We start from the raw sequence: 26,460 nt of genomic DNA on the forward strand, positions 1-26,460 counted from the left end.
ATTGGTGGAATTCATTTGGTTTAGGTTTTAAGTTAATTCGTAAAGAGAAGTGTCTGGCAGCTGTTCTTCCGATAATTCGTTGGCATGGTCGATGTATCTTAGTAAAGAATATAAATGTTTCTCAATGACGGAATAGTCTTTTTCAAAATTGTAGGCATGAAGAAAATGTTCAATTTTCTTCGAAAGGAACTGATCTTCTGTTCTGACCATCAGTATTAACAAGTTATCCCATTCAGACCGGTGCGTATAGTATAACGCACGATCATAATCCACTTTATTCATTTGTCCTTGCCTCCTCTTTCAGGAGTTGATTTTAGTTTGCGATGAAGATGAAATTTATTTCGCAGTAAATCTTGGACTTGTTGATTTTAAAGGGTTTTCATCTTTTACCTGTATAATGATTTGCGTTGTATCGCAATTAAAAAATACATAAAAATAATGGTAAGGTGAAAAATAAACCTAATGACAAAAAGAATGGAGGCTAACATGAAAAAGATCTTATCCATCCTTATGATGCTATGCTTATTGGCAGGAGGAGGCTCATTGGCAGGAGCAGTCCAAAAGCCTGATTATGAAAAATATGGACGAATTGCCATCACGGTTGTAAAGGAAGATTACCCAGGGGAAGAAGTGGTGGATTACCAGTATGGCGGAAGGCAGAAAGTATCTGAAACAGATGTAACAGATACCTTTACTTTCACAGTAAAAGAAGATGGCAAGCCGGTAACCGTGTTGGTAAAAGTGACCCATAGCCTGGAAAGTAATAAACTGGTCAGCTTAACAGCAGAGAGAAAATTACAGCAGTAAGCTCAATTATAAAGATTAGCACCTTTAGGTATTGCCTTTCGAAAAAAAGTATATATCTTCGTCTAAGATTGTGAAAATACTTTAAACCTGACCTTTACGTTTATTATCCGCTGCAGCTTTTTGCAGCGGTTTTTTTACATTTAATAGAAATGAGGAACAGGTTTACTTTATAAAAGGTTATCACAAAATCATTAATCCCTCGTTTTGTTCATAGATTATGTTAAGGACTAAAAGGGGGAGTGGCAATGAGGGAAGACGATAATAAATCACTGGAATATGCCATTCAGGAAATTACTGAAATTGCTAATGGTTTTGGCTTGGATTATTACCCAATGCGATATGAGATATGCCCTGCAGAAATTATTTATACTTTTGGCGCTTATGGAATGCCGACAAGATTTTCACATTGGAGTTTTGGAAAACAGTTCCATAAAATGAAGCTGCATTATGATTTGGGACTTTCAAAAATCTACGAGCTGGTGATCAATTCCAACCCTTGTTACGCCTTTTTGCTTGATTCCAACTCGCTCATCCAGAACAAATTAATTGTCGCCCATGTTTTAGCTCATTGTGATTTCTTTAAGAATAATGTCCGCTTTCAAAATACAAAGCGTGACATGGTGGAAAGCATGGCAGCGACTGCGGAGAGAATCAGGCAATATGAAATTGAGTTTGGAAAGAAAGAGGTTGAAACCTTCCTGGATGCAGTGCTTGCTATTGAAGAGCATATCGACCCATCGTTAATGAGGCCAAAGCTGGCCTGGAATATGGAAGATGAATATGAAAGCAGCGGCGATACTGCAGCACCAAGTCCATATGATGATTTATGGGGTCTCGATGAACGAAATAATAAACGTGAGCCTAAAAAGAAGAAAAAAAAGTTCCCGCCAAAACCGGAAAAGGATTTGCTTTTGTTCATTGAAAGCTACAGCAGGGAGCTTACCGATTGGCAGCGGGACATCCTAACTATGATGCGGGAGGAAATGCTCTATTTTTGGCCGCAGCTCGAAACAAAAATCATGAACGAAGGCTGGGCTTCGTATTGGCATCAGCGGATTTTGCGAGAAATGGATTTGACATCTGCAGAAGCGCTTGAATTTGCTAAACTGAACGCAGGGGTTGTACAGCCTTCAAGAACTGGAATTAATCCATATTATCTTGGCCTTAAAATTTTCGAGGATATTGAAGAAAGATACGACAACCCAACAGAAGAAATGAAAAGACGCGGTGTAGAGCCGGGATCGGGCCGTGAGAAGATGTTCGAGGTCCGTGAAATTGAGTCGGATATTTCCTTTTTGCGGAATTACTTAACAAAGGATCTTGTTATGAGGGAAGATATGTATCTTTTCCAAAAGCAGGGCAAGGATTATAAAGTTGTTGACAAGCAATGGGAGCATGTCCGCGATCAGCTTGTCAGCATGCGCGTAAACGGAGGCTTCCCATATCTGACAGTCAATGACGGGGATTATATGAAAAATGGAGAACTATACTTAAAGCATTGGTTTGAGGGTGTTGAGCTTGACCTGAAATATCTTGAAAAGGTTCTCCCCTACGTCCAGCAGCTATGGGGCCGCAGTGTCCATATGGAAACCATCGTCGAAGGCAAAAACATGCTTTTCACCTATGATGGGAAAAGTATTCACAGGAAGTATTTATAAGAATCAGAGGGCGAATCACACTTCTTGTGATTCGTTTTTTCTATTAGGCTCTTGTTTATTTTGGCACTATGTTGATTGGAGCGGAAATCAACAGACAAGTTTAACAGAGCTTTCTATTAAAAAAGGAGACAAGTTTGGAAGAAATACTCTCAACAGTATAATTTTATTTTCATTCTGTCCAAGTTGGGGTAAATTATAATAAGGTATACATCATATAGAGAGAATCCTCATTCTGGACGGAGATGAAAACATGGAGCAGGGAAAAATACTAGAGTTATTCAGCAGTTCTATTTTGCAAAATACATCTGAGCTGGCACAGGAGATGCTGGATTCCTTAATGGTACAATTTGAAAATGAGCTTTCTAAAGAGGAAGCCAGAGAAAATGCATTACAGACATTTTCCCACTTAGTGACAATTGTCGGCAAAGGCTTGATTGATGATAATGTATGGGACAAGGCAGAGACCTGGGGAGAAGAAGTTGGATATATATCCGTTCAAACAGGCGGAGATCTTGGCGGTACAATTAAAAGTACCACGCTTTATAAAGATGTGATAACAACCTTTATCTTAACAATGGCAGAAGAAGTGAAACTGCCAGCCACTTCATTGATTGAGGTAGTATCCAGAGTGGATAGAATTATTACAATCACTACTTACGGGTTTACAAACGCATTTATAAAACATGCGGAAGAACTAATAAAAGAATCACAAAGCCAATACCTGAAAATATCTGTCCCGATTGTCCCGATTTCCAATGATATTGCAATTTTGCCGCTTATTGGCGAAATTGATGAAGTTCGGTCGGGCATTTTAATTGAAGTGGCCTTATCTGTCAGTGTAAGGCAAAGGTATGAACACCTCATTTTAGATGTTTCAGGTGTATACATGGCAACTCCATTGGTGATTGAAACGCTTCAAAAGTTGGTAAAGAGCCTCAAATTGCTCGGTGTATCTCCGCTTGTAACGGGAATCAGGACAGAGCTAAGCAAATCATTTGTTGAAAGTGGAGTAAGGCTTGATGAAATACCAATCTACACAAACTTAAAACAGGCTATTGACCATTTATCACATTAATGTGGCCAGAAAAAAACTGTTCAGGTGGAATGAACAGTTTTTTGGTTATCTTATACATAAGTTTACAGGAGAAATCAGGGAATAAGGGATACTCCATTTTCCTCCATCTCTACTGCAATTACCTGTTCTCCTCCAAGAGCTTCCACTGCAGCACCAATTGATTGAAGCCAATCACCATTAACAGTTGTTCTTTGGGCCATTAAAAGCAATTTCTGATCCTCTGAAGTTAATTGTCTGGTTACTCCAATTGCCTCAAGAAATTGTCCAATAGCCTGAATCCAAATACCCGTTACAATTTTATTTTCTCCTTCTGATTCCTCACTTATTACAAGAAGCCTGGAGATAATAATTGCTTCTGCAATAATACCGATTGTTTGCATCCACACAGCGACTGCGGCCTGTTCTTTAAGGGTGGATTTCATCTCTTCCAGCTCAATATATTGATATCCAGTTTTTTCTTTAGAGGTGGTGTCTTTCAGCATTCTCATCCACTCCAGTATGTTTAAGTCGTTACTGTATATATATTCAATTTGAATTATGGTTGATAGAAGAATCGATAAGTAATTTAACAAAGTTGGTTTAGATTAGATAAAATATAAACCCTGATATGGTCGACATGGTAATCACAGAAGCAATAAAGGCGATCACCAGCTGTTTATGGAAAATAGATTTTAAAAGAATGACTTCTGGCAGGCTTGCACCGGCAGAGCTGATCATCATCGCCATAACCGGGCCAAGGGCCATTCCTTTTAAGATAAGTATCTGGGAAATCGGAATCATGCTTGATAAACGGATGTATAAAGGAATTCCGGCAATTGCGGCAATAGGTATAAGCCACCAAGTATCATGGCCAAACCATTTTGCTATTAAATCATCCGGTACAAGCCCGTGTATACCTGCTCCTATGGCGGCACCAATGATGAGGTATGGGTAAACACTTTTCATAAGTCCTAAAGTTTCCTGCCATGCGAAAGACCAGTTAAATTTATGCTTTTTTTCCTGAAATCCTGACATGATCACATTTTTTACATACTGCTGATATCCAAGCCTTTCCAAAGAGAATCCAATAACGATGGAAATTACGGCAGTAACCAAAGTGTATATTATAGCAACCTTCCAGCCCATGACAACTCCCATAATCGTTAATATTGTCGGATCCAAAACAGGTGAAGCAAAAAGAAAAATCATGACAATTGAAAAGGGAATCTTGTTCTTAAGCATATTGACCACGACAGGAATAGTAGAGCATGAACAGAAAGGTGTTATAAATGCGAAAGCAATTGCGGCTGCACTGGCCAGAAACTTGTTCCTGCCGGTTAGCTTCTTCTCAATTTTTTCATAGGGGATATATCCTTGCAGCAGGCTAATGACAAATGAAATAGCAACAAATAATATAGTAAGCTCCAATGCGATCCATAAAAAGCTTTTTAGAAATTCCAGCATGTTTTAGTCACCTTATTATGCTTCACAAATAACTGTGCAGCATTTCCTTTCTTTTAATAGGTTAGAACTTAAACCTTCAACCGGCTTCTTAGAAAATTTCCATAAATGATGTGATTTTTTCTCAATTTCCTTTTGTTTCAACTGAGCATTTACTAAGTGTTCTTGAATAAACATAATTTCCTCTCCTTTTTTAATCAATAAATATTGATTTATAAATCAAAAAAAATTGATATAGTGATTAAAATTTAGAACCTAACAGCAGCTAGGTCTAAATAAGCAACATAACTCTGGAGAAAGCAGGTGATTAATTTCCTCTTGATTGATTCGATAATAGCTCCATGTTCCTTTTGTCTCTTTTAGAATTAATCCTGCATCAAGAAGAATCTTTAAGTGATAGCTCAGTTTGGACTGTGGCATTTCGATAAGCTCACTTAAATCGCAAACACAGGTGGATTCCTGCTTGCACAGTAGATTCAAAATATGGAGGCGCTTTTGATCAGCAAGTGCTTTAAATTTCGCTTCATATTTAGAAAAAGTTTCATCCAGTGAAGTATCTTTTAAAGGAATTATATTGTCCATGGTGAATCCTCCTTAAATCAAATTCCTTTGATACATTGTATTATACTTCCAATAGTAACAATGTGCAACTAGTTAAATCAAAAAAAATTGATTTATTTTTATAAAAGGAGGAGTTAAAAAACATTTACTAATTTTTAATTGCGTATATAAGAATATACTTATATAATGATGAGAGATTAATGTTTTTAATACTGATGATTAAATTGAAGAAAATAAAGAAGAGGTGATTTTATTTTGATTGCTGATCAAACTTTGGACATTGAACGTGCTGCAGGCATTTTAAAGCTGCTTGGCGATAAGACTCGTTTGTCGATGATGAGAATTCTTTCAGAGCATGATTGCTGTGTATGCGAGTTCACTGAAATTTTCCAGATGAGCCAGCCTGCTATTAGCCAGCATTTAAGAAAGCTCAGGGATGTTGGCCTGGTAAAAGAGAGCAGGAGAGGGCAGTGGATCATTTATGCGCTGAACGAGAGCCATGAGTATTATCCATTTGTGAAAATGCTCCTTAATACTTTACCAAGCCAGGAAGAGAAACTTAAAGAGTTAGAAAGACAGGGAAAACGAATTTCTTGTGAATAGAGGAGGATAAAGTTTGACATCAGTCATATTGGCATCCGTTATATTCCTTGCTACTTTGACATTAGTCATATGGCAGCCAAAAGGACTTGGAATCGGCTGGTCGGCTGTCGGCGGAGCGATTGTAGCCCTGATAGCCGGAGTCGTGTCCTTTCAGGATGTAATCGATGTAACAGGAATTGTATGGAACGCCACATTAACATTTGTAGCATTAATAATTATTTCACTTATCTTAGACGAAATCGGATTTTTCGAGTGGTCGGCTTTACATATGGCCCGTTATGCAGGTGGCAATGGACTTCGCATGTTCCTGCTTGTTACCCTGCTGGGTGCAATTGTGGCCGCATTCTTTGCGAATGATGGTGCCGCTCTTATTTTAACGCCGATTGTCCTTGCGATGGTCAGAGCTTTGAAGTTTAAAGATGCAATGATTCTTCCATTTATTATGGCGAGTGGATTTATTGCAGATACAACTTCCCTGCCACTGGTAGTCAGCAACCTTGTGAACATTGTTTCCGCTGACTATTTTAATATCGGCTTTGCCGAGTATGCATCAAGAATGATTGTGCCGAACTTCTTCAGCTTAGGTGCCAGTATTCTTGTACTGTATTTATTTTTCAGAAAAAGCATTCCCAAAAAGTATGATATGGCCCAATTGAAACAGCCTGTTGAAGCTATTAAGGATGCTAGAATGTTCAAACTGTCATGGTTAGTGCTGGCAGTGCTTTTAATCGGCTACTTTGCGAGTGAGTTTTTAGGAATACCGGTTTCCTTTATTGCCGGTGCCATTTCGATACTATTTTTACTTATTGCAAGAAAAAGCCCTGCAGTGCATACCTCTGCCGTTATAAAGGGGGCTCCATGGGCAATCGTATTTTTCTCAATCGGCATGTATGTTGTGGTATATGGCCTCCGTAATGTTGGCTTAACATCCGTTCTTGCCGATGTCATCCAGGCTGTTGCTGACCAGGGCTTATTTGCAGCAACAATTGGCATGGGGTTCATTGCAGCAATTTTATCATCCTTCATGAACAATATGCCTACTGTTATGATTGATGCTTTAGCAATAGCTGACACAAATACAAGCGGGACTATAAGGGAAGCGCTAATTTATGCAAATGTTATTGGGTCTGACCTGGGTCCTAAAATTACGCCAATTGGTTCACTTGCTACTCTTTTATGGCTCCATGTACTTAATACCAAGGGGGTTAAAATTACTTGGGGTTATTATTTTAAAGTGGGGATTATCTTAACAATTCCTACTTTATTCATTACCTTAACAGGCTTGTATATCTGGCTGTTAATTCTATCTTGATAAATGGTATTAAAAGAGGGAGATTAACCTGCCAAAATTTAATTAATCCACAGTAATACAATTAAAATTGAGTCCAAGGAGCGATTATGATGGAAAACAAAAAAATTATCTATTTCTTATGTACAGGCAATTCATGCAGAAGCCAAATGGCGGAAGGATGGGCAAAAAAACATTTGGGAGACCAGTGGGAAGTAAAAAGTGCAGGTCTTGAAGCTCATGGTCTTAACCCAAACGCTGTAAAAGCTATGAAGGAAGCAGGTATTGATATTTCAAATCAGACTTCTGATACAATTGAACCTGAAATTTTAAATAATGCAGATTTGGTTGTTACGCTTTGCGGACATGCGGCAGATCACTGCCCTGTCACGCCTCCGCATGTTAAACGTGTTCACTGGGGATTCAATGACCCTGCGAGAGCTGAAGGAACTGAAGAAGAGAAATGGGCATTTTTCCAGCGTGTTCGTGATGAAATTGGCGAACGAATCCAGAAGTTTAAAGAAACAGGCGAGTAAATCTGCAATAAAGTTAATACAAGCCGGGGCTTTTCCCGGCTATTTTCATAAAGGAGAGGATAACATGGCAAAATTAGAAATCTTTGATCCGGCATTATGCTGTGCGACAGGCGTTTGTGGACCAAGTGTGGACCCGGAACTGGCAAGAGTGGCGTCCGCATTATTTTTTCTTGAAGGCAAAGGCTTTTCTATAAAAAGATATAATCTGGGAAATGAGCCAGACGTCTATGTTAATAATCCAACTGTCAGCAAGCTTTTAAATGAAAAGGGGCCGGATGTGCTGCCGCTGATTCTTCTTAACGGGAAAGCTATTAAGGAAGGCATTTATCCAACAAATGAGGAGCTGGCTTCATGGTTTGGCGTTAACGCAGCTATATTGGAGGCAAAAAAATCATCTAGTAGCTTGTTATAAGAGGGAAGGTTTTAAAATGTTAAAACGATTCGATCCTGCAGAAATTACAATGACTCCTTTTATGTTTTTTACGGGGAAGGGAGGAGTAGGCAAAACATCCACCGCAAGTGCGCTGGCTATTACACTGGCTGATCAGGGCAAGAAGGTGCTGATTGTATCGACTGACCCTGCTTCCAATCTTCAGGATGTTTTTAAAACGGAATTGACGAATAATATCAGCGCTATTCCAGATGTTAATGGACTATTTGCCTGTAATCTTGATCCTGAAGAGGCAGCAAGAGCCTATAGAGAAAGGACAATCGGACCATACCGGGGCAAGCTTCCTGAAAGTGTAGTCCAAACAATGGAGGAACAGCTTTCGGGTGCCTGTACAGTTGAAATTGCTGCCTTCGATGAGTTTACAAACTTATTGGCAAATCCCGAAATTCATGAAGAGTATGATCATATTATTTTTGACACTGCTCCAACAGGGCACACACTTCGTTTGCTTCAGCTTCCTGCAGCATGGACGGACTTTTTGAATGAGAGCACACATGGGGCAAGCTGTCTGGGACCGCTTTCTGGATTAAGTGCAAAAAAAGATCTTTATGCAAATTCTCTGGGAGCGTTATCAGACAGGGAAAAGACAACTCTGATTCTCGTATCGCGCCCGGAGGCGTCCGCATTAGCTGAAGCAGATCGGGCCTCAAATGAGTTGTGCGATACAGGAATCAAAAGGCAGCTTGTGTTAATTAACGGTGTACTTAAAAATGAATTAAAAGGCGATTCCATTTCCGAAGCGTTTTATAGGAAGCAGCAAAAAGCACTTTGTGCCATACCGGCTAAATTGGCAGAACTACCCCTATACGCAGTTCCTTTAATCGCCGGGTCATTGACCGGTCCGCAATCATTGCGGAAACTTTTTACTAAAAACCAGTCTGAGTCTGGAATCGCACAGGAAAAGGATCGAATAGAAATTCCTTCTCTTCAGGCAGTACTGGATGATTTACACGAGAGCAATAAAAATGTTATTTTTACAATGGGGAAAGGCGGAGTTGGAAAAACAACCGCAGCTTCGGCTATTGCTGTCGGACTTGCGGAGAAGGGCAAGCGTGTCCATTTGACAACAACAGATCCAGCATCACATTTAACCCATATATTTGGCAATGAGCATAGCTTTGGCAATTTAACAATTAGCAGCATCGATCCAAAGTATGAAGTGGAAAAATACCGTAAAGAGGTACTGAGCAGGGTATCGGCAGAGCTTGATGAAGAAGCGATCGCATATATCAAAGAGGATCTTGAATCCCCATGCACGGAAGAAATTGCCGTGTTCAGAGCTTTTGCAGAGGTAGTGGCAAGGGCTAAAGAAGAAGTGGTAGTTATTGATACGGCACCAACTGGACATACCCTGCTTCTGCTGGATGCAGCACATTCTTATCATAAAGAGTTGGAGAGATCCACTGGTGAAGTTCCTGAAAGTGTAAAAGAGCTGCTGCCTAAATTGAGGAACAATAAAGAAACAGAGGTTGTAATTGTTACACTTCCAGAAGCAACCCCTGTATTTGAAGCAGTGAGGCTCCAGGAGGATTTGAAAAGGGCGGATATATCGCCTAAATGGTGGGTCATAAATCAAAGTTTCTATGCTTTGGATACCGAAGACCCAATTTTGCGCGGTAAGGCCGCTTATGAAAAAGAATGGATTCTTAAGGTTAAGAATGAACTGGCGAAGGACCTTGCAGTTATTCCATGGTTAGAGGACGAGCAAATTGGCTATAGCGAATTACTGAAAATATACGAGAAGAAAGGATGAACGTTTTGAAAATTACAGACGAAGCGCGTGACCTGCTGAAGCAAGTGCTGCAGGAGAAAAATGTGGGCGGTATTAGAGTTTATTTTGCAGGCTATGGCTGAGGAGGCCCACAGATTGGACTGGCTCTGGATGAGCCGGAAACAGATGATATAACAGAAACAATCAATGAAATCCAGGTTGCCTTTGATTCGGAGATCAAATCTTACACAGAAGGCATGACTCTTGAGCATGATAAGCAAAGAGAAGGCCTTGTCCTGTTAGGTAATGAAAGTGACTGCTGCTAAGCAGTAAGCAAAAGACACCTCATTTGGGGTGTCTTTTTTTATTGGCTGTGTAAAGCTTATTTTTGATTTTGGCACCCTGTTGATTGGAATGGAAGGGTCGAGAAAATACATTCGCATTTCCTTCGAGCGGTGTTTATTCGAGGCTATTATTCAAAGTCCAGCGGGAGGAGGTTCCCGGACCGCCTTCGGAAAGTAAGTCCGTGGAGCGGAATCAACAGGCAAGTTTAGTTTATAAAAAAAATTTGATTTAAAGATTGACATCATACCTTTAGGGGTATAATATATATGTTGTAAGTGAATCATAAATGCAGAGGAGATTATAATGCTGTATATTTTACTAACTATGTTGTTACTTATAATCCCGTTTTTCAAAAGGTATTACCCTGTGAAAAACATACCATGTTATAGTTTAGAGCAATGCATTCCGAAAGAAGATACCGTCCTGCTGGATGTCAGGGATTATAACGATTCCTGCCATTGTGAAATACCTGGGGCGATCAATCTTCCGATTCCATATATAAAAAGGTACATTAAAGAAATACCTCATAACCAGATCCATTTGGTTGCATCCAATTCATTAGAAAAAAATGTGGGAATAAGAATGCTCCGCAAAAAGGGTTTTAAAATAGTCGGTTTTTCAATGCCTGAATGCCATTATGTAAAATAAAATGGGGTGAAGATTGTGTTATACGATGCAAAAACTCAAAATCGAATTAAAAGGGCTGAGGGGCAGCTTAGAGGCATTTTGAAAATGATGGAGGAAGAAAAAGATTGCAAATCTGTCATTACCCAACTAACAGCATCCCGGTCTGCAATTGATAAAGCAATTGCTGTTATCGTCAGCTCAAATCTTGAACATTGTATTCTCGAAAGCGCTGAAAGAGGAATAGAGAACTCCAGCATGATTGAAGAGGCCGTCAACTTACTTGTTAAAAGCAGATAAAAGGTAGTTGACTTCCTTTTTTTATTAAGTTACAATATACCCTATGAGGTATATAGGATACTCGATTAACACTATATTAATGCTTAAAATCAAACAAATTCGGAGGTAAACAAATGACTATTGTAAATGGAATTATTATTGCCCTGCTTATTATTCTTCTAGCTCAGAAGCTGATCCCAGTAAAGGGCATCAAGCAGATGACAACTGCTCAGCTGAAGAATGAATTAAAGGACAAAAGCAAGCAATACATTGATGTAAGAACTCTTGCAGAATTTAAAGGCTTCCATGTTCCAGGGTTTGTTAACATGCCACTTCATCAGCTTCACCAGAAAATGGGCCAGCTATCAAAGGACAAAGAAGTAGTTGTTATCTGCCAAAGCGGAATGAGAAGCAGCAAAGCAAGCAAAATGCTAAAAAATGCAGGTTTTAAAAACATTACAAATATCAAAGGCGGAGTAAGCGCCTGGAGATAACGGGGAGGATTTAAAAATGAAAACAATGACTGTTAAAGAAGTAGAACAAAAATTAGGTGCCGGAGAGCAATTCAATATTATTGACGTACGTGAAGTGGATGAGGTAAAAGAAGGAAAGATACCTTCAGCTATTCATATTCCGCTTGGATTAATTGAATTCCGTATGCATAAGCTTGATAAAAATAAGGAATATGTTATGGTTTGCCGATCAGGCAACAGAAGCGGATTAGCTGCTCGCTTTCTTGAAAGCAAGGGTTTTAGCGTAATTAATATGCTTGGCGGCATGATGAATTGGGTAGGGCCAACAGAATAAATCAGGCCCAGTAATTGACTATCATATTGCAATATTTTTTTAGATAAAAATATACGGATGGGGGTAATTCGCATGAAAGAGATGACTGCAAAACAAGTTGCTGAGTTTGTAATTGAGAAAAAGGACTTATTCATTCTGGATGTAAGAAATGAAAGTGATTATAGGGACTGGAAAATTGAAGGAGAAAAAGTTGAATCAGTTAATATTCCATACTTTGATTTAATTGACGGGGTAGGACCAGCTCTTGAAAAACTTCCAAAGGATAAACAAATTCTTGTTGTTTGTGCAAAAGAAGGATCTTCAAAATTTGTAGCTGAGTCTTTGGAGGAAGCTGGAGTTGCCAATATTTCATATCTGCAAGGGGGTATGAAATCCTGGAGCGAATACTTATATAAAGCAGAAGTATATCGCGATGAAAATGTAAAGGTATATCAATTCATCCGTGTCGGAAAAGGTTGCCTTTCCTATATGGTTGTTTCCGAAAATGAAGCTTTAATAGTTGATCCTTCCAGGTTTACTGGAATTTATGAAGAAGAAGCAGCGAAAGATGGGGTTAAGATTACTCATATTGTAGATTCCCATTTACACGCTGACCATATTTCAGGCGGTAAAGAACTTTCAGAGCGTACAGGGGGTAAATACTACCTAATGAGAAGTGAAGGCGCTACTTTTGACTTCAACGCATTGGAAGAGCATGATGAAATCGTATTTGAAGAGGTAAAACTGCAAGTACTTGCTGTTAAAACTCCTGGACATACACCAGGCAGCGTATCTTTCTTTGTGAACGACAAACTATTGTTCTCTGGAGATACAATCTTTGTCGGGGGACTTGGACGTCCAGACCTGGGAGGAAAAGTTGCAGAATGGGCACAGGACTTGTTTAATACAGTCTATGAAAAAGTTGCTTCAATTGCAGATGATGTAATTGTTCTTCCAGGACATTATGCAGATTTGGATGATGAAATGAACGAAGAAGGCTTTATTGGAGATCTGTTAGGAAATATTCGTTCAAGAAATGAACTTATGCAGAATAAAAATAAGGAAGAATTCGTAGATATGGTTGTTGCGAATGCAAATACTGAAACTCCTCCAAACTTTGAGGAAATTGTAGCGATTAACCGCGGCGTCATTAAGGCCGAAGCAGAAAAGCAACAAGAACTGGAGATTGGGCCTAACCGCTGTGCGCTTCACCATACGCACTAAAAGACGCAAATGCTTGAAACTGGTTTCAAAAGAAGCAAGGATACTTTAAATAAAAGGGGAGAAATTGATTCTCCCCTTTATAAATTAAAAAAGAAAAAACCTGTTGACAGATTATCAAATACAAGATATTATATACCCTGTAAGGTATTAATGCAATATGAGGTATTAACACTATTATCACAGTCAAATTTAAACAAACAAAGATTTTTTTTGATTAAATATATACCTATTAGGGTAAGGGAGGAAGAAGAACAAATGGAAAAGAAAAAAACAACGATTGTTCTTTTCAGCGGGGACTATGACAAAGTAATGGCGGCTTATATTATTGCGAATGGTGCTGCTGCTTACGATCACGAGGTAACGATTTTTCACACATTCTGGGGGTTAAATGCCTTAAGGAAAGATGAACCAATTCAAGTGAATAAATCGTTTATAGAAAAAATGTTTGGCAAAATGATGCCAAGAGGACCTGAAAAAATGGGCCTTTCAAAAATGAATATGGCTGGAATGGGTCCTAAAATGATTAAAGATATCATGAAAAAACACAACACAATGCCAGTAAGCGACCTTATTGAAATGGCAAAAGAACAGGATGTTAAGCTTGTAGCCTGCCAAATGACGGTTGACCTTCTTGGGTTCAAACAAGATGAAATTATTGATGGCGTTGAATTTGCCGGTGTTGCTGCATACTTAGCAGATGCTGAAGATGGCAATGTCAACTTATTCATATAATCAAATTTCGTAAATAAGATAGGGGGATTTTTAAATGGAAGCATTAAAAACAAACTTTACAGTAGACGCGAAAGGCCTTGCTTGTCCAATGCCGATTGTCAGAACAAAAAAAGCGATCAATGATTTAAATCCTGGTGAAGTACTTGAGGTTCTTGCAACGGATAAAGGTTCAAAGGCAGATATCCAGGCTTGGTCAAAAAGTTCAGGACATCAATACCTTGGAACGATTGAAGAGGGAGATGTGCTTAAGCACTATATCCGCAAAGCAAGTGCAAATGAAGAGCGCGAAGCAACAAAGTTTGAGCCAGTTGCTTCAAATGATGAGCTTCAAAAAGAGCTTGATTCAGATTCAGATATTGTCGTTATTGATGTAAGGGAACCTGCGGAATTTGCATTCGGCCATATTCCGAACGCTGTTTCAATTCCTTTCGGCGAACTGGAAGAGCGCATCGGCGAATTGAACAAGGATAAGAAAATCTATGTGGTATGCCGCACGGGAAGCCGCAGTGATATGGCATCACAGACATTGGCCGAAAAAGGCTTTTCAAACGTAATCAATGTTGTACCTGGAATGTCCCAGTGGAATGGACCAACTGAAGCAAAAGTGAACTAAAAAATTTTAAACGAAATGATACAGTAGGAGGTATAAAGATGGCAAAAGCAATGACTGCTAAGGAAGTAACGAAGAAAGTTTTCAATAACGAAGAACTTTTCGTTCTTGATGTCCGCAATGAAAGTGACTTTAACGATTGGAAAATCGAAGGCAAAAACTTCGAATATTTGAATGTTCCTTACTTCGATCTTCTTGATGGGGTTGAACCTATTCTTGATAAGATCCCAGCCGATAAAGAACTTTTAGTAGTATGTGCAAAAGAAGGTTCTTCCGTCATGGTTGCAGAAATGCTTGAAGAAGCAGGACGTGAAGTTTCTTACCTGACAGGCGGAATGAAAGCGTGGAGTGAACAACTTGAACCAGTTAAAGTAGGTGACTTGAAGGATGGCGGAGAAATGTACCAATTCGTCCGCATCGGTAAAGGCTGCCTATCTTACATGGTTATTTCAAACGGTGAAGCTGCAATCGTTGATGCAACAAGAATGACTGATGTATTTACTGATTTTGCTGCTGAAAAGAATGCAGAAATCAAGCATGTCTTTGATACACACCTGCATGCCGACCATATTTCAGGCGGACGCAAGATTGCTGAAAAAACGGGTGCTTCTTACTGGCTTCCTCCTAAGGATGCTGAAGAATTAACATTTGAATACAACCGCCTTGAAGATGGAAACGAAGTAATGATTGGTTCTACTAAAATCAGCATTCAAGCTGTTTATTCACCAGGCCATACAATTGGTTCAACATCTTTCGTAGTAGATGATCAATACCTTCTTTCAGGTGATATTCTATTCATCGATTCAATCGGACGTCCTGACTTGGCGGGTAAAGCCGGTGACTGGGCTGGAGATTTAAGAGAAACACTCTATAAGCGCTACAAAGAGCTATCAAGCGAATTAATTGTTATGCCTGCACACTTCATGATCATTGATGAGTTAAATGAAGATGGCAGCGTATCTGAAAAGCTTGGCACCTTATTTGCTAAAAACCACGGCTTAAACATTGAAGACGATGGTGAGTTCAGAAAATTGGTTTCTGAAAACCTTCCTCCTCAGCCGAATGCTTATCAGGAAATCCGTGAAACAAATATGGGTAAAATCAGCCCGGATGAAGAGAAACAGCGTGAAATGGAAATCGGGCCTAACCGCTGTGCGGTAAGATAACTTATTTGAATGAGACTCTGCTTTAACTTGAATATTAACTATAAAAAATCGGGGGAATGAAATCATGAACGTAACAAAAGTATTAGATGCAAAAGGTCTAGCTTGCCCAATGCCAATCGTAAAAACAAAGAAAGCAATCGGAGAAATCGAATCAGGCCAAGTGCTTGAAATTCATACAACTGACAAAGGTGCAGTTAAAGATTTAGCTGCCTGGACAGAATCAACTGGCCATGAACTTTTAAAACATGAGGACGATAATGGAGTTCTGAAGTTCTGGGTTAAAAAAGGCTAATATAATGAAATGATAAAAGGGAGTTTTGACTCCCTTTTGTCGATTTAAAGGAGGGAACAGCCACATGGATTTTACCTTTTTAATCGTTATCTTTTTAATTGGTTTCATCGGCTCTTATATTTCCGGTATGGTCGGAATCGGCGGTTCAATTATTAAATATCCTATGCTTTTATACATTCCACCATTATTTGGTTTAGCGTCATTTTCCGCCCATGAAGTATCGGGAATCAGTGCTGTACAGGTGTTTTTTGCTACAATTGGGGGCGTCTGGGCGTACAGAAAAGGCGGTTATTTAAATAAAACACTTATTATATATATGGGTTCTGCTATATTAATCGGTAGTTTGATCGGAAGCTACGGATCACGTTTCATGTCTGAAGGCGGCATTAACCTAGTGTACGGAGTATTGGCTTTAATCGCTGCAATCATGATGTTCGTACCGAAAAAGGGGTTGGACGATATACCATTGGATCAGGTAAAGTTCAATAAATGGCTTGCAGCCATCTTTGCTCTAGTTGTCGGAATAGGAGCTGGTATCGTTGGTGCTGCAGGGGCATTCCTCCTTGTTCCAATCATGCTCGTTGTGTTAAAAATTCCTACAAGGATGACCATTGCAACATCACTGGCGATTACCTTTATTTCTTCAATTGGATCAACTGTCGGAAAAGTGGCGACTGGCCAGGTAGACTATATTCCTGCAGCTATCATGGTCGTTGCCAGCTTAATAGCTTCTCCTCTAGGTGCCAATGCCGGAAAGAAAGTAAATACCAAGGTTCTGCAGGTAATCTTGGCTGTGCTTATCCTAGGTACATCCATTAAAATCTGGATGGATATTCTATAATAAAAAAATGGGGTCAGCGTTTGCTGTCCCTTTTTTTGAGTTTAACTTGAGATTAAATGGAAAATATAAAGCTATACTCTAATCCGGGGAGAGTTGTTTCAAATGGAAGAAACAAAGGAGTCAAAATACATACAGCAGCACTTGGCCAACGAACGTACTTTTTTGGCATGGGTTCGTACGTCTATAGCTGTAATCGGCATAGGAGTTCTGGCATCTACACTGCATTTTAATAACATACAGAGGGTAAATGAATTTGCTGACAGGATTGCGGTAGCATTAAGTCTATTCTCGCTGGTTACCGGACTTACCATCCTGCTATATTCAACCATGAATTATTTTCGGGTTCGCAAAAGGATTAATACGCAAACCTACACTTCATCACGGTCTTTAATCTATTTAATAACTACCATCATCCTTTTGATATTTATTTTATTGTTAACCTATTTATTTGTTATTTTGATTTAATAGCCGGCGTAAAACCAAAGAAGCGCGTAAAAGGTATAAAATCGCGCGTAAACAATTGAAACCCGCGCGTAAATGATACGTGTCCGCTCGTAAAAGGTCCAACTCCGCGCATAAAAGAACTGGAGAGCATAACCAGTTCAAACCCGCGCGTAAATCAAGGAAGTCCGCGAATAAATGGAGTGTAGCCGCGCGCAAAGAGGAGGATCCTGCGCATAAAAGCCGAATAAGCACGTAAAAGGTTAAAAATCGCGTGTAAACAATTAAAATCCTCGCGTAAATGATACGTGTCCGCTCGTAAAGGTCCAGCTCCGCGCATAAGAAGTGCCGGCTACGCATAATTCCCGAGCCGGGTCATAAATCAAGTTATAAAGCCCTTCAAAGCCATAAAAAAATCCATCCTTAGTGGATGGCTTTCTTTTTAAATCTTCCTCCTCTTACCTCAGCAATATCAGCAACTGCTAAAAACGCATTGGGGTCGATTTCTTCGACAATGGCTTTTAGTTTTGCTTCTTCCAGTCTGGTAATTACACAGAATATTACTTTTTTATCGTCGCCAGTATAGGCGCCTTCACCATTTAAATAGGTAACTCCCCTTCCGAGCCGTGCAAGGATTGCTTCGCCGACCACTTGGTGCTTTTCACTTATAATCCAAGCAGATTTGGACTCATCAAGTCCGCGTATGACAACATCAATGGTTTTAAAAGCAATGAAATAAGCAAGGATGGAATACATGGCACGATTCCATCCGAATACAAAACCAGCTGTTCCAAAAATAAAGATATTGAAGAACATGATGATTTCCCCTACAGAGAAGGGGAGTTTTTTGTTTACGAGAATGGCCAGAATTTCTGTTCCATCCAATGATCCTCCGTACCGGATAACCATGCCGACCCCTATTCCAAGGACAATTCCGCCAAATACCGTCGCCAATAGCAAGTCTTCTGTAAATACAGGGACGTCATGCAAAAGGAGGGTGGTAGCGGATAATACGGCGATGCCCAATATGGTGGATAACGCAAAGGTTTTTCCTATTTGCTTGTAGCCTATATAAAAGAATGGAATATTCAAAACGAATATGAACCAGCCGAGCTTCCAGCCAGATAGATGGGAAAGGATAATGGAGATGCCTACAATTCCGCCATCCAGTATCTTATTGGGGACTAAAAATTCTTCAATCCCGACTCCCATAAGAACCGCTCCTAATATGATAAAGAAGATTCTCTTGGCAAGTTTGGCTTTCGATAACCCTTTATGTACGTTTTGCTCAACTGCGGATTCTAACGGAACATTCATAAATGACCCCCATTTTAGTTATTTTAAGAAAAAGCTGATTAAATCCGCACTTATAAAATAGGCTATGTTAGCTCATTGTTGATTTTGGCACCCTTTTGATTGGAGCGGAAGGCAAGAGCTCCTCGAAAATGCCTACGCATTTCCTGTCCGATGTTAATTCAAGGATCTTATTCAATGTCCAGCGGGAAACGCGAGTAAAAGGGAGACCCCGCAGGCGTTCACGCCTAGGAGCGTCGGACCGCCCGCGGTTCGCTGAGTGCCTGGAGCGGATTAAAAGAGCTATAAAAATAAAAAACATGATTGCATGGGCAAAAGAAGTTTAGAATAGGTGAGAGTTAAGACTGCAAAGCCAGGATTATTCTGCTGGCAATTCACCTAAGGCTTTGTACAATAATATGAGAGCTTGTGCCATTTTATCCTTTCTAAAACATTAGTCCATGTCCTGAAAAGAACTTTGGCAGGTACATTTATAAAAATGATTATAACATTTCTTGGATTAACATGGTTACCACCACGTACCTCCCAAATAATTTGTTGATCTAAGCATCTACAGCTCCATTCGAATTAAAAGGATAATTTTTTCTTTTAATGGAAAAATACCTGCGAGGTGATTCTATGCGAAGATGGTTATTCACTTTAATGATGATACTGCTGTCATTAAATTTTACAGGCGCAGTTTTTGCCAAGGATATTAAAAAAGAGGATCTTGAATGCGTCAGGAAGCAGGAAATACGGACAAAGGAATTCAACGAGCAGGTAATAAGAGATGTCTTTGCAAGTTTTGGACATAAATATGATGAAATTATTGATCAGAGCATGCATATGAATATGATTGATCTGATGAAATATACAGTTCTTTCTGCCGGAGAAGATCCCCATTTGGAGAGTTTAAAAAAGTATATGAGCGGCGAATCAACAGGAGAAAAGAGGCTTTATTTTTTTCATGGCCATCCAGATGAGGCATATATCTTTTACAAGGACCTTAAAAACCGGAATAATATGCTTCATTTGAAGAAGGAGCCAAATGCTTGGGAAGCACAGGAAAAGGTCGTGAAAAGAGGGAAGAGAATACCTTTTAAACGTGAAAAGTGTGAAGATGATTATTTTATGAAAAGAATGTTTAATAATTTATATCAAAAATAGAAAAGGTGTCCCAGTTTAGTCTGGCGGCACCTTTCTTTTTCAGGGGACTAGCAGCAAGGTTTGGATGGCTGGCAGCAATCAGTATCTGCTTTATTTTCTGCCTCCTTGATTTCAATTTGGCAGCATTCCTTGCCATCTTTTGTAACGGATAAGGATTTAAAGAAATTCAACATAATCTCACCTCCTTTCCAGTAAAAACTGAAATTAACAGGTTTCACATGGGATGCACCTGCAGCCTGCAAATTCCTGTCTGGCAGGTGTCTTGCGGGCAGGTGTTTTTTTTAGAGGAGGAGAGAACTTCCAGGCATTCCGAGCTTCCTTTTCAATTTCTTTTTGTTTAAGCTCTATGACCATAAATTCTTCAAAGCGAAACATAAATCCAACTCCTTAATCAATAAAATTTGTTTTATTAATCAAAAAAAATTGATTTTTTTAGTGTGAAAAATAGAAGTAGTATGAAACTCTATCGATGTTTTGTTAAATCAAAATGTTTTGATACTTGTATTATAATTCCATTACTTCCAAAACGCAACTTAAAAATCAAAAAAATTGATAAATATTTTTTCTGATGAAAAATGATTATAACCTCTATCCATGGGGAAAAGAATTCTTACAAAGCTTCTTAAGATGGACAAGGGAGGATAAGTAAAAATGAATAAGGTTATAAAATTTGGCAAGAAGCTCGGAAAGGAATTTAAAAATGATCGGGCAACCGGGCTTGCAGCTGAGCAAGCCTATTACTATATGCTCTCCATTTTTCCTTTGTTAATCCTGCTTATTTCCATTGTTCCATACCTTTCTTTGGATCCCCAAAAAGCATTAACTTATTTGCAGACAGTGATGCCGGCAGATTCATATAGTGTAATTGAGGACAATGTTGTAAATATTATAACGAAGCCAAATGGCGGACTGCTGACTTTTGGTATTATCGGTACATTATGGTCGGCTTCCAACGGGATGCAGGCATTTATAAGAGCTATGAATGATGCTTTTGACGTTAAGGAATCAAGGCCGTTTATTAAATCAAGGCTCATATCTATCGGTTTGACTCTAGGATTGATTGTAGCAGTTATCATCGCAATGGTTTTGCCGGTTTTCGGAAAAGTGATTATGAACTTTGTAGAAAACTTTATTCATATACCAAACGGCATGCAAGTTCTTATTACAGTTTTAAGATGGGTAATTGCATTTGCCATTATGGTATCTGTTTTGGCAATCCTTTATAAGGTTGCCCCAAATAAGCACTATCCTTTTAAACAGGTTATCCCTGGTGCACTGGCCGCAACTGTAATGTGGCTGCTTATATCACTGGGTTTATCTTATTATGTAAGCAATTTTGGAAATTATTCCGCTACATATGGAAGCTTGGGCGGAGTAATTGTCATGATGCTATGGTTCTTTTTGACAGGGCTTGCTCTTGTTATTGGCGGTGAAATAAGTGCGATTTACCATAGGCATAAAACGAAAAAGCCTGACCATAAAATGAAGGATAAAGATAATGACAATAGCGATGGGAAGTCGGATGCAGATGCATATCGCACTCTTTCAATTAAGTAACACAAATAAAAACGAGGGGTTAGCCCCTCGTTTTTATTTGATTTGGTGGATGAATGGTATTTTAATGTTCCACCATTTTTTTATTTTTTTCGGTGTTTCTTTTACTGCTGAAATAGTATTATTAAACGTTTGTTTCTTATAATCTATATCCTTCTGGATCTCTTGTTGTGTTGATGTCAGCTCATCAACTCCGCTTTTTAACTGATCTGCCTTCAGCTGCATGACAGTGCTTATTGCGTTCAGCTTTTCAATTGCCGGCTTGGCATCCTTGTAAGTTTTAAATGCGTATATGCCAAGAAATATCAAGGACGCGGCAATAAGAATCAGGCTTGCATAAACAATGTACAAAGTGATCCACCTCCCCATGCTGCTTTTTTTAGTGTTTACCCTTTATACAAAAAAATTAACATGTGCTCTTTTTTTATTAACTATCGAACAAAAGGACTGCCTGTTCATTCAGGCAGTTTTTGTGTTTTATTTTTTGTAATTAGTCTAAATATAAAGGGAGACATAAAAAAACATTGAACAATAAAGCTATGTCATACATAATATATATGAGCATATATTCATATAAAAAGAGGTGCAGAGCATGGGACACGGACACGGGCATGGTCATTCACATTCGCATGATCACCATCATACAGGCAATAAAAAAGCTTTAATGGGGGCATTTTTTCTGATCGCTTCCTTTATGGTCGTAGAGGTAATAGGCGGTATTCTCACTAACAGTCTGGCACTGCTATCGGATGCGGGGCATATGCTGAGTGACGCAGCCGCACTAGGATTAAGCTTTCTGGCCATTAAAATGGGGGAAAAGAAGGCTACAAATTCGAAAACATTCGGGTATAAAAGGTTTGAAATCATTGCTGCATCAATAAACGGAATTACACTTCTCCTGATTTCTTTCTATATTTTCTATGAAGCGTATCATCGTATTCTTGAGCCGCCAGCGGTTCAAAGCTTGGGAATGCTCGTTATCTCATCTATCGGCCTGCTTGTGAACATTGCTGCAGCCTTTATTTTAATGAGAGGAGATAAGGACGATAACTTGAATGTCAGGAGCGCATTTTTGCATGTATTAGGGGATTTGCTTGGTTCTGTTGGAGCTATTGCAGCTGCACTTCTGATTTACTTCTTTGGCTGGGGCATAGCAGATCCGATTGCCAGTGTGATTGTGGCTATACTGATTTTAATTAGTGGCTGGAGAGTCGTAAAGGAATCTTTCCATATTTTAATGGAGGGGACTCCTTCCCATTTGAATCCTGAAGATATAAAAAAGGAGCTTCTCAAAGTTAACCATGTCAGGGATGTACATGATCTTCATATTTGGACGATTACATCCGGTTTTCCTTCCCTGAGCTGCCACCTCGTTATTGAGCATGCTGGAGGCCATGATGCTGTCCTTCATGAAGCACAATCGGTGCTGCATGACGAATACGGCATTGAGCATAGTACAATACAGGTGGAGGGGGAGAAAGAAGGCTGTCCCGGCCATAGTGAGAACTGCAATTAAGGCTATGGGTGACCAGAGGACAGCTTCATCAGGAATGCTGGGCGTGTTCGATAGCCTGCTTCAATAAACTAATGACATGTTCATCGTCATGGCTGTAAAAAAGAGTGGTTCCTTCACGCCGGAATTTGACCAGTCTGAGGTTCTTCAAAAATCGGAGCTGGTGGGATACAGTTGATTGCAAAAGTGAAAGATTTTCAGCTATGTCATTAACCGAGTACTCCCCGTGAAACAATAAATGCAAAATACGCAGCCTGGTTGGATCAGATAAGGCTTTGAAAGTTTGGGAAACCATAAATAAGGTTTCTTCATCCATGTCGTCAGGGGATGGCAGCGGGCTTTCATCCATCATGGTAAACACCTCCAATTAAATTATAATCCTGAATAAAAAAAAACGAAACCGCAGAGTAGGGCCTCTGCGGTTTTTTGCTGTAAAATAGTTACTCTCCTGTTTTAATATCCTCATGGATTTTATCTACAAGCTTTTTCATTTCAGTATGGATTTGTTCTTTTTCAAGATTGAGTTCTTTTTTTATTTCATGAAAAGATTTTCCCTGTTCCTTCATTTTAATAATATCGCCTAAATCCTTGTTGGCCGCCTTAGCCATGGCTGAACCGGAAACGAGGAAACGCAAAGGTATTCCTTTATCAAGATATCCCTGCAATTCTTGGTCTGTTTTCCCCGAATACTCTGAGACGGTTTTAAGGACAATGACTTTATTTTTTTCAAGGAACTTATCCATGTGATGATGGTGATTCCTAATTTTATCTAAATCGACTCCATAATGCTGGGCTGTTTTCTCCCAGGAAGAATCATTCTTTTTATAAAAAGCCAAAACCTCTTCAACCTTTTGCTTTGAGAATTTGGCAATATGGGCTGCTATGAAAATTTCTTTTTTTGTATACCCTTTCTCCTGCAGGCTATTTAAAAGGGATTCATCAATAATGCGGTGATGATATTCGTGTTTTTGCTCTTGATTTGGTGTTTTGGCTTTTGGCATAACTTCTGCGTTCACTGAAAGGGCCGATCCTATTAAAAGGAAACAAAAAGCCAATACTGTTAATAATCTTTTTTTCATGGTGTCAAACACTCCTTTTCTAAATATTGCTTCGTTTATAGCATGTCCCAAGATATAGTGAAACCATAAAAAAATTTATGAAGAAATCTATAAGGTACAGAGATATTCATTGAAAAAAAACGATAATTTCGATTTAATTTAAGGAAAGAAGATGTTCGGGGATGGTGTGGGAAAATGAGAATTCTTGTTGTGGAAGATAACGTAAGTGTCTGTTCAATGCTTGAGATGTTTTTTATGAAAGAAGGTTATCAGGGAGTTTTTGTCCATGATGGCCAGGAAGGCTTCGAGCGGTTCAATAAAGAAAAATGGGATCTCATAATTGTTGACTGGATGCTTCCCATCATGGATGGAGTGACTCTTTGCCGAAAAATAAGGGAACTAAGCAAGGTGCCAATTATTATGCTCACGGCCAAGGACAGTGAATCCGACCAGGTGTTAGGGCTGGAAATGGGAGCTGATGATTATGTAACAAAGCCCTTTAGCCCACTTACGCTAATGGCAAGAATTAAAGCTGTCACAAGACGGTTTCAGGCTGAAACGGCTTCTGGTGAAGAGAGCCATTATATTTCCAGCGAATTTTTTAAAATCAGCAAAGAATCAAGGGAGGCCTATTTTAATGGTCAGGTTCTTAACAATCTGACTCCTAAAGAGTTTGACTTACTCTTTTATTTGGTTAAACATCCGAAGCAGGTTTTTACACGGGAACAGCTGCTTGATAGTGTCTGGGGATATCAGTTTTACGGAGATGAGCGGACTGTTGATGTGCATATAAAACGGCTCAGGAAAAAGATAGGCACGGCAGAACAGCCTTTTATCCATACGGTTTGGGGAGTTGGCTATAAATTTGATGAAACGGCAGCGGGTAATGAAAATTAAATATTTTTATCAGCTGCTGATCAGCCACGTCAGCATTCTAATTTTGGCGTTCCTATTATTAAGCCTGCTTTTCTCCCAGTTTGTTGAGAATTATATTTTCGAAAATAAAGTGGATGAATTAAATTCCTATGGAGAACGGATTTTAACAGATTTAACTGTCCGGATAGAAGGAAACGAGGAATTTTTAACCGAATACAGCCAGCTGCTGGACGCAAGGAATATCAAATATATTCTCTTTGACAATAAAGGCAGGGTCTTGTACCCGGAGCTAAAGTCAGATCCGATGATTCAGCTGACAAAGGCTGAATGGGAGGAAATTTCAAAAGGGAATAGAGTATCTGTCAAGCATGATATAAAACGTTTTGATCAGGAAGTAACATTGGTTGCCCTTCCCTATATGCAGGGAGGCAGGCTCATTGGCGGGGTGCTGCTGCTATCGCCAATCACCGGCGCCATGGAAGTGGTGAGCCAGCTAAACAGATTTTTATTATATACCATCATTATTTCCTTAACAGCAACTATTTTATTAAGCCTCGTCCTTTCCAAAAACCTGATCAAAAGGATTACAGATCTCCGGAATGCTGCCTCCATGATCTCATCCGGGAATTATGATGTGAATGTCCCATATACATATATGGATGAAATCGGTGATCTGGCTAAGGATTTTAATGAAATGGCAGCCAAGCTAAAGGAATCAAATGAAGAAATTAAACGGCTGGAAAATAGAAGGAGAAAATTTATTGCAGACGTGTCGCATGAATTGCGGACACCCCTAACTACAATCAGCGGATTGGCTGAAGGGATTAAGGATGGATGGATCCCGGAGAAGGAAAAAGCAAAAGGGATGGTACTGATTGATCGGGAAGCAAAAAGGCTCATTCGTCTTGTAAATGAAAATCTTGATTATGAGAAAATCAGATCCAATCAGCTGCAGTTAAATAAAATGGATATTAATCTGATGGAAGCCTTGGAAATTGTAAAGGAGCAGCTTGAAATTCAGGCAGAGGAAAAAGGAAATAGGATTTATATAGAGGGTGATGAAGATATTTCTGTTTATGCGGATTATGACCGCCTCATCCAAATTCTCATGAACATCGTCAAGAACAGCATCCAATTTACGGAGAATGGCCGCATATTTTTAAGGGGGAACGAGAGTCCCAATGAAACAATCATTGAAATAGAAGATACAGGCATAGGCATTGATCCGCAGGAAATCGAGTCCATTTGGCTGCGGTTTTACAAAGCGGATTTGTCCAGGACCAATCATTCATTTGGTGAATTCGGCATAGGGCTTTCCATTGTTAAACAGCTCGTCCAGCTGCATGATGGAAAAATAACAGTGAGCAGTGAAAAAGGAAAGGGTACTAAATTTACGATTAGGGTTCCGAGAGCGTAAGGGTTGGAGGGTGCAGCCAAACTATTACGCGTGCAGGGAGCCGGAAGCCGGTTTGCTCGTCCCCTTGGATTAAGAAAAGAGCAGAGAAAGGGAACGAAAGAGCCGGATTCGT

The 26,460-nt window shown here is 39.4% G+C and carries 35 protein-coding genes; 24 read left to right on the plus strand and 11 right to left on the minus strand.

Going from position 1 to position 26,460, the window contains the following annotated elements; genetic code table 11:
• Positions 1–27 precede the first annotated feature (27 nt).
• Positions 28–282: a YhdB family protein gene (locus IQ19_RS15470; protein ID WP_144543284.1), complete on the minus strand. Its 255-nt coding sequence runs from the start codon at positions 280–282 to the stop codon at positions 28–30.
• Positions 283–486: 204 nt separating this feature from the next.
• Between IQ19_RS15470 and IQ19_RS15475 the strand changes: the two genes are divergently transcribed.
• From IQ19_RS15475 to IQ19_RS15485, 3 genes are all read left to right on the plus strand, one after another.
• A complete protein-coding gene (locus IQ19_RS15475; RefSeq protein ID WP_144543285.1) occupies positions 487–807 on the plus strand; it encodes a DUF3889 domain-containing protein in 321 nt (106 codons plus the stop codon).
• 245 nt (positions 808–1,052) lie between these two features.
• Complete coding sequence (locus IQ19_RS15480; protein WP_144543286.1) at positions 1,053–2,465, plus strand: SpoVR family protein; 1,413 nt, start codon at positions 1,053–1,055, stop codon at positions 2,463–2,465.
• Positions 2,466–2,715: 250 nt separating this feature from the next.
• A complete protein-coding gene (locus IQ19_RS15485; protein WP_144543287.1) occupies positions 2,716–3,540 on the plus strand; it encodes an STAS domain-containing protein in 825 nt (274 codons plus the stop codon).
• 74 nt (positions 3,541–3,614) lie between these two features.
• On the opposite strand, the gene IQ19_RS15490 is transcribed toward IQ19_RS15485, so the two are convergent.
• The 4 genes from IQ19_RS15490 to IQ19_RS15500 all read right to left on the minus strand — a co-directional run bounded on the left by IQ19_RS15490 (position 3,615) and on the right by IQ19_RS15500 (position 5,562).
• A complete protein-coding gene (locus tag IQ19_RS15490) occupies positions 3,615–4,022 on the minus strand; it encodes a DUF6944 family repetitive protein (RefSeq protein ID WP_144543288.1) in 408 nt (135 codons plus the stop codon).
• Positions 4,023–4,119: 97 nt separating this feature from the next.
• Complete coding sequence (locus tag IQ19_RS15495) at positions 4,120–4,983, minus strand: permease (protein ID WP_144543289.1); 864 nt, start codon at positions 4,981–4,983, stop codon at positions 4,120–4,122.
• A gap of 15 nt (positions 4,984–4,998) precedes the next feature.
• Entirely contained in the window at positions 4,999–5,157 is a 159-nt protein-coding gene (locus IQ19_RS27790) for a hypothetical protein (protein ID WP_158638833.1), read from the minus strand.
• A gap of 78 nt (positions 5,158–5,235) precedes the next feature.
• Complete coding sequence (locus IQ19_RS15500) at positions 5,236–5,562, minus strand: ArsR/SmtB family transcription factor (RefSeq protein ID WP_144543290.1); 327 nt, start codon at positions 5,560–5,562, stop codon at positions 5,236–5,238.
• Positions 5,563–5,799: 237 nt separating this feature from the next.
• Between IQ19_RS15500 and IQ19_RS15505 the strand changes: the two genes are divergently transcribed.
• The 16 genes from IQ19_RS15505 (at position 5,800) to IQ19_RS15580 (ending at position 17,494) form a co-directional block, all read left to right on the plus strand.
• A complete protein-coding gene (locus tag IQ19_RS15505) occupies positions 5,800–6,144 on the plus strand; it encodes an ArsR/SmtB family transcription factor (RefSeq protein WP_144543429.1) in 345 nt (114 codons plus the stop codon).
• A 13-nt stretch (positions 6,145–6,157) separates the two neighbouring features.
• The gene (locus IQ19_RS15510; RefSeq protein ID WP_144543291.1) at positions 6,158–7,456 is read left to right on the plus strand and encodes an arsenic transporter; all 1,299 of its coding nucleotides are present in this window, start codon (positions 6,158–6,160) and stop codon (positions 7,454–7,456) included.
• A gap of 89 nt (positions 7,457–7,545) precedes the next feature.
• Entirely contained in the window at positions 7,546–7,968 is a 423-nt protein-coding gene (gene arsC, locus IQ19_RS15515) for an arsenate reductase (thioredoxin) (protein WP_144543430.1), read from the plus strand.
• 64 nt (positions 7,969–8,032) lie between these two features.
• The gene (arsD, locus tag IQ19_RS15520; RefSeq protein ID WP_144543292.1) at positions 8,033–8,380 is read left to right on the plus strand and encodes an arsenite efflux transporter metallochaperone ArsD; all 348 of its coding nucleotides are present in this window, start codon (positions 8,033–8,035) and stop codon (positions 8,378–8,380) included.
• Between the two features lie 16 nt (positions 8,381–8,396).
• On the plus strand, positions 8,397–10,172 hold the full coding sequence (gene arsA, locus IQ19_RS15525; protein ID WP_144543293.1) for an arsenical pump-driving ATPase: 1,776 nt from the start codon (positions 8,397–8,399) through the stop codon (positions 10,170–10,172).
• A 669-nt stretch (positions 10,173–10,841) separates the two neighbouring features.
• On the plus strand, positions 10,842–11,123 hold the full coding sequence (locus IQ19_RS15530) for a rhodanese-like domain-containing protein (RefSeq protein ID WP_144543294.1): 282 nt from the start codon (positions 10,842–10,844) through the stop codon (positions 11,121–11,123).
• Positions 11,124–11,138: 15 nt separating this feature from the next.
• Entirely contained in the window at positions 11,139–11,399 is a 261-nt protein-coding gene (locus IQ19_RS15535) for a metal-sensitive transcriptional regulator (RefSeq protein WP_144543295.1), read from the plus strand.
• A 113-nt stretch (positions 11,400–11,512) separates the two neighbouring features.
• Positions 11,513–11,872 carry a rhodanese-like domain-containing protein gene (locus IQ19_RS15540; protein ID WP_144543296.1) on the plus strand — a complete coding sequence of 120 codons (360 nt, stop codon included), beginning with the start codon at positions 11,513–11,515 and terminating at the stop codon, positions 11,870–11,872.
• 16 nt (positions 11,873–11,888) lie between these two features.
• Positions 11,889–12,185, plus strand: coding sequence for a rhodanese-like domain-containing protein (locus IQ19_RS15545; RefSeq protein ID WP_144543297.1), 297 nt, complete (start codon positions 11,889–11,891; stop codon positions 12,183–12,185).
• Positions 12,186–12,257: 72 nt separating this feature from the next.
• A complete protein-coding gene (locus tag IQ19_RS15550) occupies positions 12,258–13,388 on the plus strand; it encodes an MBL fold metallo-hydrolase (RefSeq protein ID WP_199749486.1) in 1,131 nt (376 codons plus the stop codon).
• Between the two features lie 255 nt (positions 13,389–13,643).
• Complete coding sequence (locus IQ19_RS15555; protein WP_144543298.1) at positions 13,644–14,120, plus strand: DsrE/DsrF/DrsH-like family protein; 477 nt, start codon at positions 13,644–13,646, stop codon at positions 14,118–14,120.
• A gap of 34 nt (positions 14,121–14,154) precedes the next feature.
• Complete coding sequence (locus IQ19_RS15560) at positions 14,155–14,733, plus strand: sulfurtransferase TusA family protein (protein ID WP_144543299.1); 579 nt, start codon at positions 14,155–14,157, stop codon at positions 14,731–14,733.
• Positions 14,734–14,771: 38 nt separating this feature from the next.
• Complete coding sequence (locus tag IQ19_RS15565; RefSeq protein ID WP_144543300.1) at positions 14,772–15,896, plus strand: MBL fold metallo-hydrolase; 1,125 nt, start codon at positions 14,772–14,774, stop codon at positions 15,894–15,896.
• Positions 15,897–15,960: 64 nt separating this feature from the next.
• Entirely contained in the window at positions 15,961–16,188 is a 228-nt protein-coding gene (locus tag IQ19_RS15570) for a sulfurtransferase TusA family protein (protein ID WP_144543301.1), read from the plus strand.
• Between the two features lie 64 nt (positions 16,189–16,252).
• Positions 16,253–17,029, plus strand: coding sequence for a sulfite exporter TauE/SafE family protein (locus IQ19_RS15575; protein ID WP_144543302.1), 777 nt, complete (start codon positions 16,253–16,255; stop codon positions 17,027–17,029).
• Positions 17,030–17,131: 102 nt separating this feature from the next.
• Entirely contained in the window at positions 17,132–17,494 is a 363-nt protein-coding gene (locus IQ19_RS15580; RefSeq protein ID WP_144543303.1) for a YidH family protein, read from the plus strand.
• A 399-nt stretch (positions 17,495–17,893) separates the two neighbouring features.
• On the opposite strand, the gene IQ19_RS15585 is transcribed toward IQ19_RS15580, so the two are convergent.
• Positions 17,894–18,787: a YitT family protein gene (locus IQ19_RS15585; RefSeq protein WP_144543304.1), complete on the minus strand. Its 894-nt coding sequence runs from the start codon at positions 18,785–18,787 to the stop codon at positions 17,894–17,896.
• A 615-nt stretch (positions 18,788–19,402) separates the two neighbouring features.
• On the opposite strand from IQ19_RS15585, the gene IQ19_RS15590 reads away from it, so the two are divergent.
• Positions 19,403–19,930 (plus strand): hypothetical protein, encoded by a 528-nt coding sequence (locus tag IQ19_RS15590; protein ID WP_144543305.1) that lies wholly within the window; start codon positions 19,403–19,405, stop codon positions 19,928–19,930.
• Positions 19,931–19,977: 47 nt separating this feature from the next.
• On the opposite strand, the gene IQ19_RS29020 is transcribed toward IQ19_RS15590, so the two are convergent.
• Both IQ19_RS29020 and IQ19_RS27795 read right to left on the minus strand, forming a co-directional pair.
• Positions 19,978–20,103 carry a hypothetical protein gene (locus IQ19_RS29020; protein ID WP_277875349.1) on the minus strand — a complete coding sequence of 42 codons (126 nt, stop codon included), beginning with the start codon at positions 20,101–20,103 and terminating at the stop codon, positions 19,978–19,980.
• Between the two features lie 31 nt (positions 20,104–20,134).
• Entirely contained in the window at positions 20,135–20,305 is a 171-nt protein-coding gene (locus IQ19_RS27795; RefSeq protein WP_158638835.1) for a hypothetical protein, read from the minus strand.
• A 276-nt stretch (positions 20,306–20,581) separates the two neighbouring features.
• Between IQ19_RS27795 and IQ19_RS15595 the strand changes: the two genes are divergently transcribed.
• A complete protein-coding gene (locus tag IQ19_RS15595) occupies positions 20,582–21,487 on the plus strand; it encodes a YihY/virulence factor BrkB family protein (protein ID WP_144543306.1) in 906 nt (301 codons plus the stop codon).
• 33 nt (positions 21,488–21,520) lie between these two features.
• On the opposite strand, the gene IQ19_RS15600 is transcribed toward IQ19_RS15595, so the two are convergent.
• Complete coding sequence (locus IQ19_RS15600) at positions 21,521–21,835, minus strand: DUF948 domain-containing protein (protein WP_144543307.1); 315 nt, start codon at positions 21,833–21,835, stop codon at positions 21,521–21,523.
• A gap of 241 nt (positions 21,836–22,076) precedes the next feature.
• Here IQ19_RS15600 and IQ19_RS15605 point away from each other — a divergent pair, with 241 nt between their 5' ends.
• Entirely contained in the window at positions 22,077–23,000 is a 924-nt protein-coding gene (locus tag IQ19_RS15605; protein WP_144543308.1) for a cation diffusion facilitator family transporter, read from the plus strand.
• Positions 23,001–23,028: 28 nt separating this feature from the next.
• Here the strand turns inward: IQ19_RS15605 and IQ19_RS15610 are convergent, their stop codons facing one another.
• Both IQ19_RS15610 and IQ19_RS15615 read right to left on the minus strand, forming a co-directional pair.
• Positions 23,029–23,349: an ArsR/SmtB family transcription factor gene (locus IQ19_RS15610; RefSeq protein ID WP_394136599.1), complete on the minus strand. Its 321-nt coding sequence runs from the start codon at positions 23,347–23,349 to the stop codon at positions 23,029–23,031.
• Positions 23,350–23,437: 88 nt separating this feature from the next.
• The gene (locus tag IQ19_RS15615) at positions 23,438–24,076 is read right to left on the minus strand and encodes a hypothetical protein (RefSeq protein ID WP_144543309.1); all 639 of its coding nucleotides are present in this window, start codon (positions 24,074–24,076) and stop codon (positions 23,438–23,440) included.
• Positions 24,077–24,250: 174 nt separating this feature from the next.
• Between IQ19_RS15615 and IQ19_RS15620 the strand changes: the two genes are divergently transcribed.
• Positions 24,251–24,952 carry a response regulator transcription factor gene (locus IQ19_RS15620; protein WP_144543310.1) on the plus strand — a complete coding sequence of 234 codons (702 nt, stop codon included), beginning with the start codon at positions 24,251–24,253 and terminating at the stop codon, positions 24,950–24,952.
• A complete protein-coding gene (locus tag IQ19_RS15625; RefSeq protein WP_144543433.1) occupies positions 24,942–26,348 on the plus strand; it encodes a sensor histidine kinase in 1,407 nt (468 codons plus the stop codon). Before IQ19_RS15620 ends, IQ19_RS15625 begins: the two co-directional genes overlap by 11 nt.
• The last annotated feature ends 112 nt before the right edge of the window (positions 26,349–26,460 follow it).

This window comes from Cytobacillus oceanisediminis (genome assembly GCF_007830235.1).
Taxonomy (GTDB): Bacteria; Bacillota; Bacilli; order Bacillales; family Cytobacillaceae; genus Cytobacillus; species Cytobacillus oceanisediminis.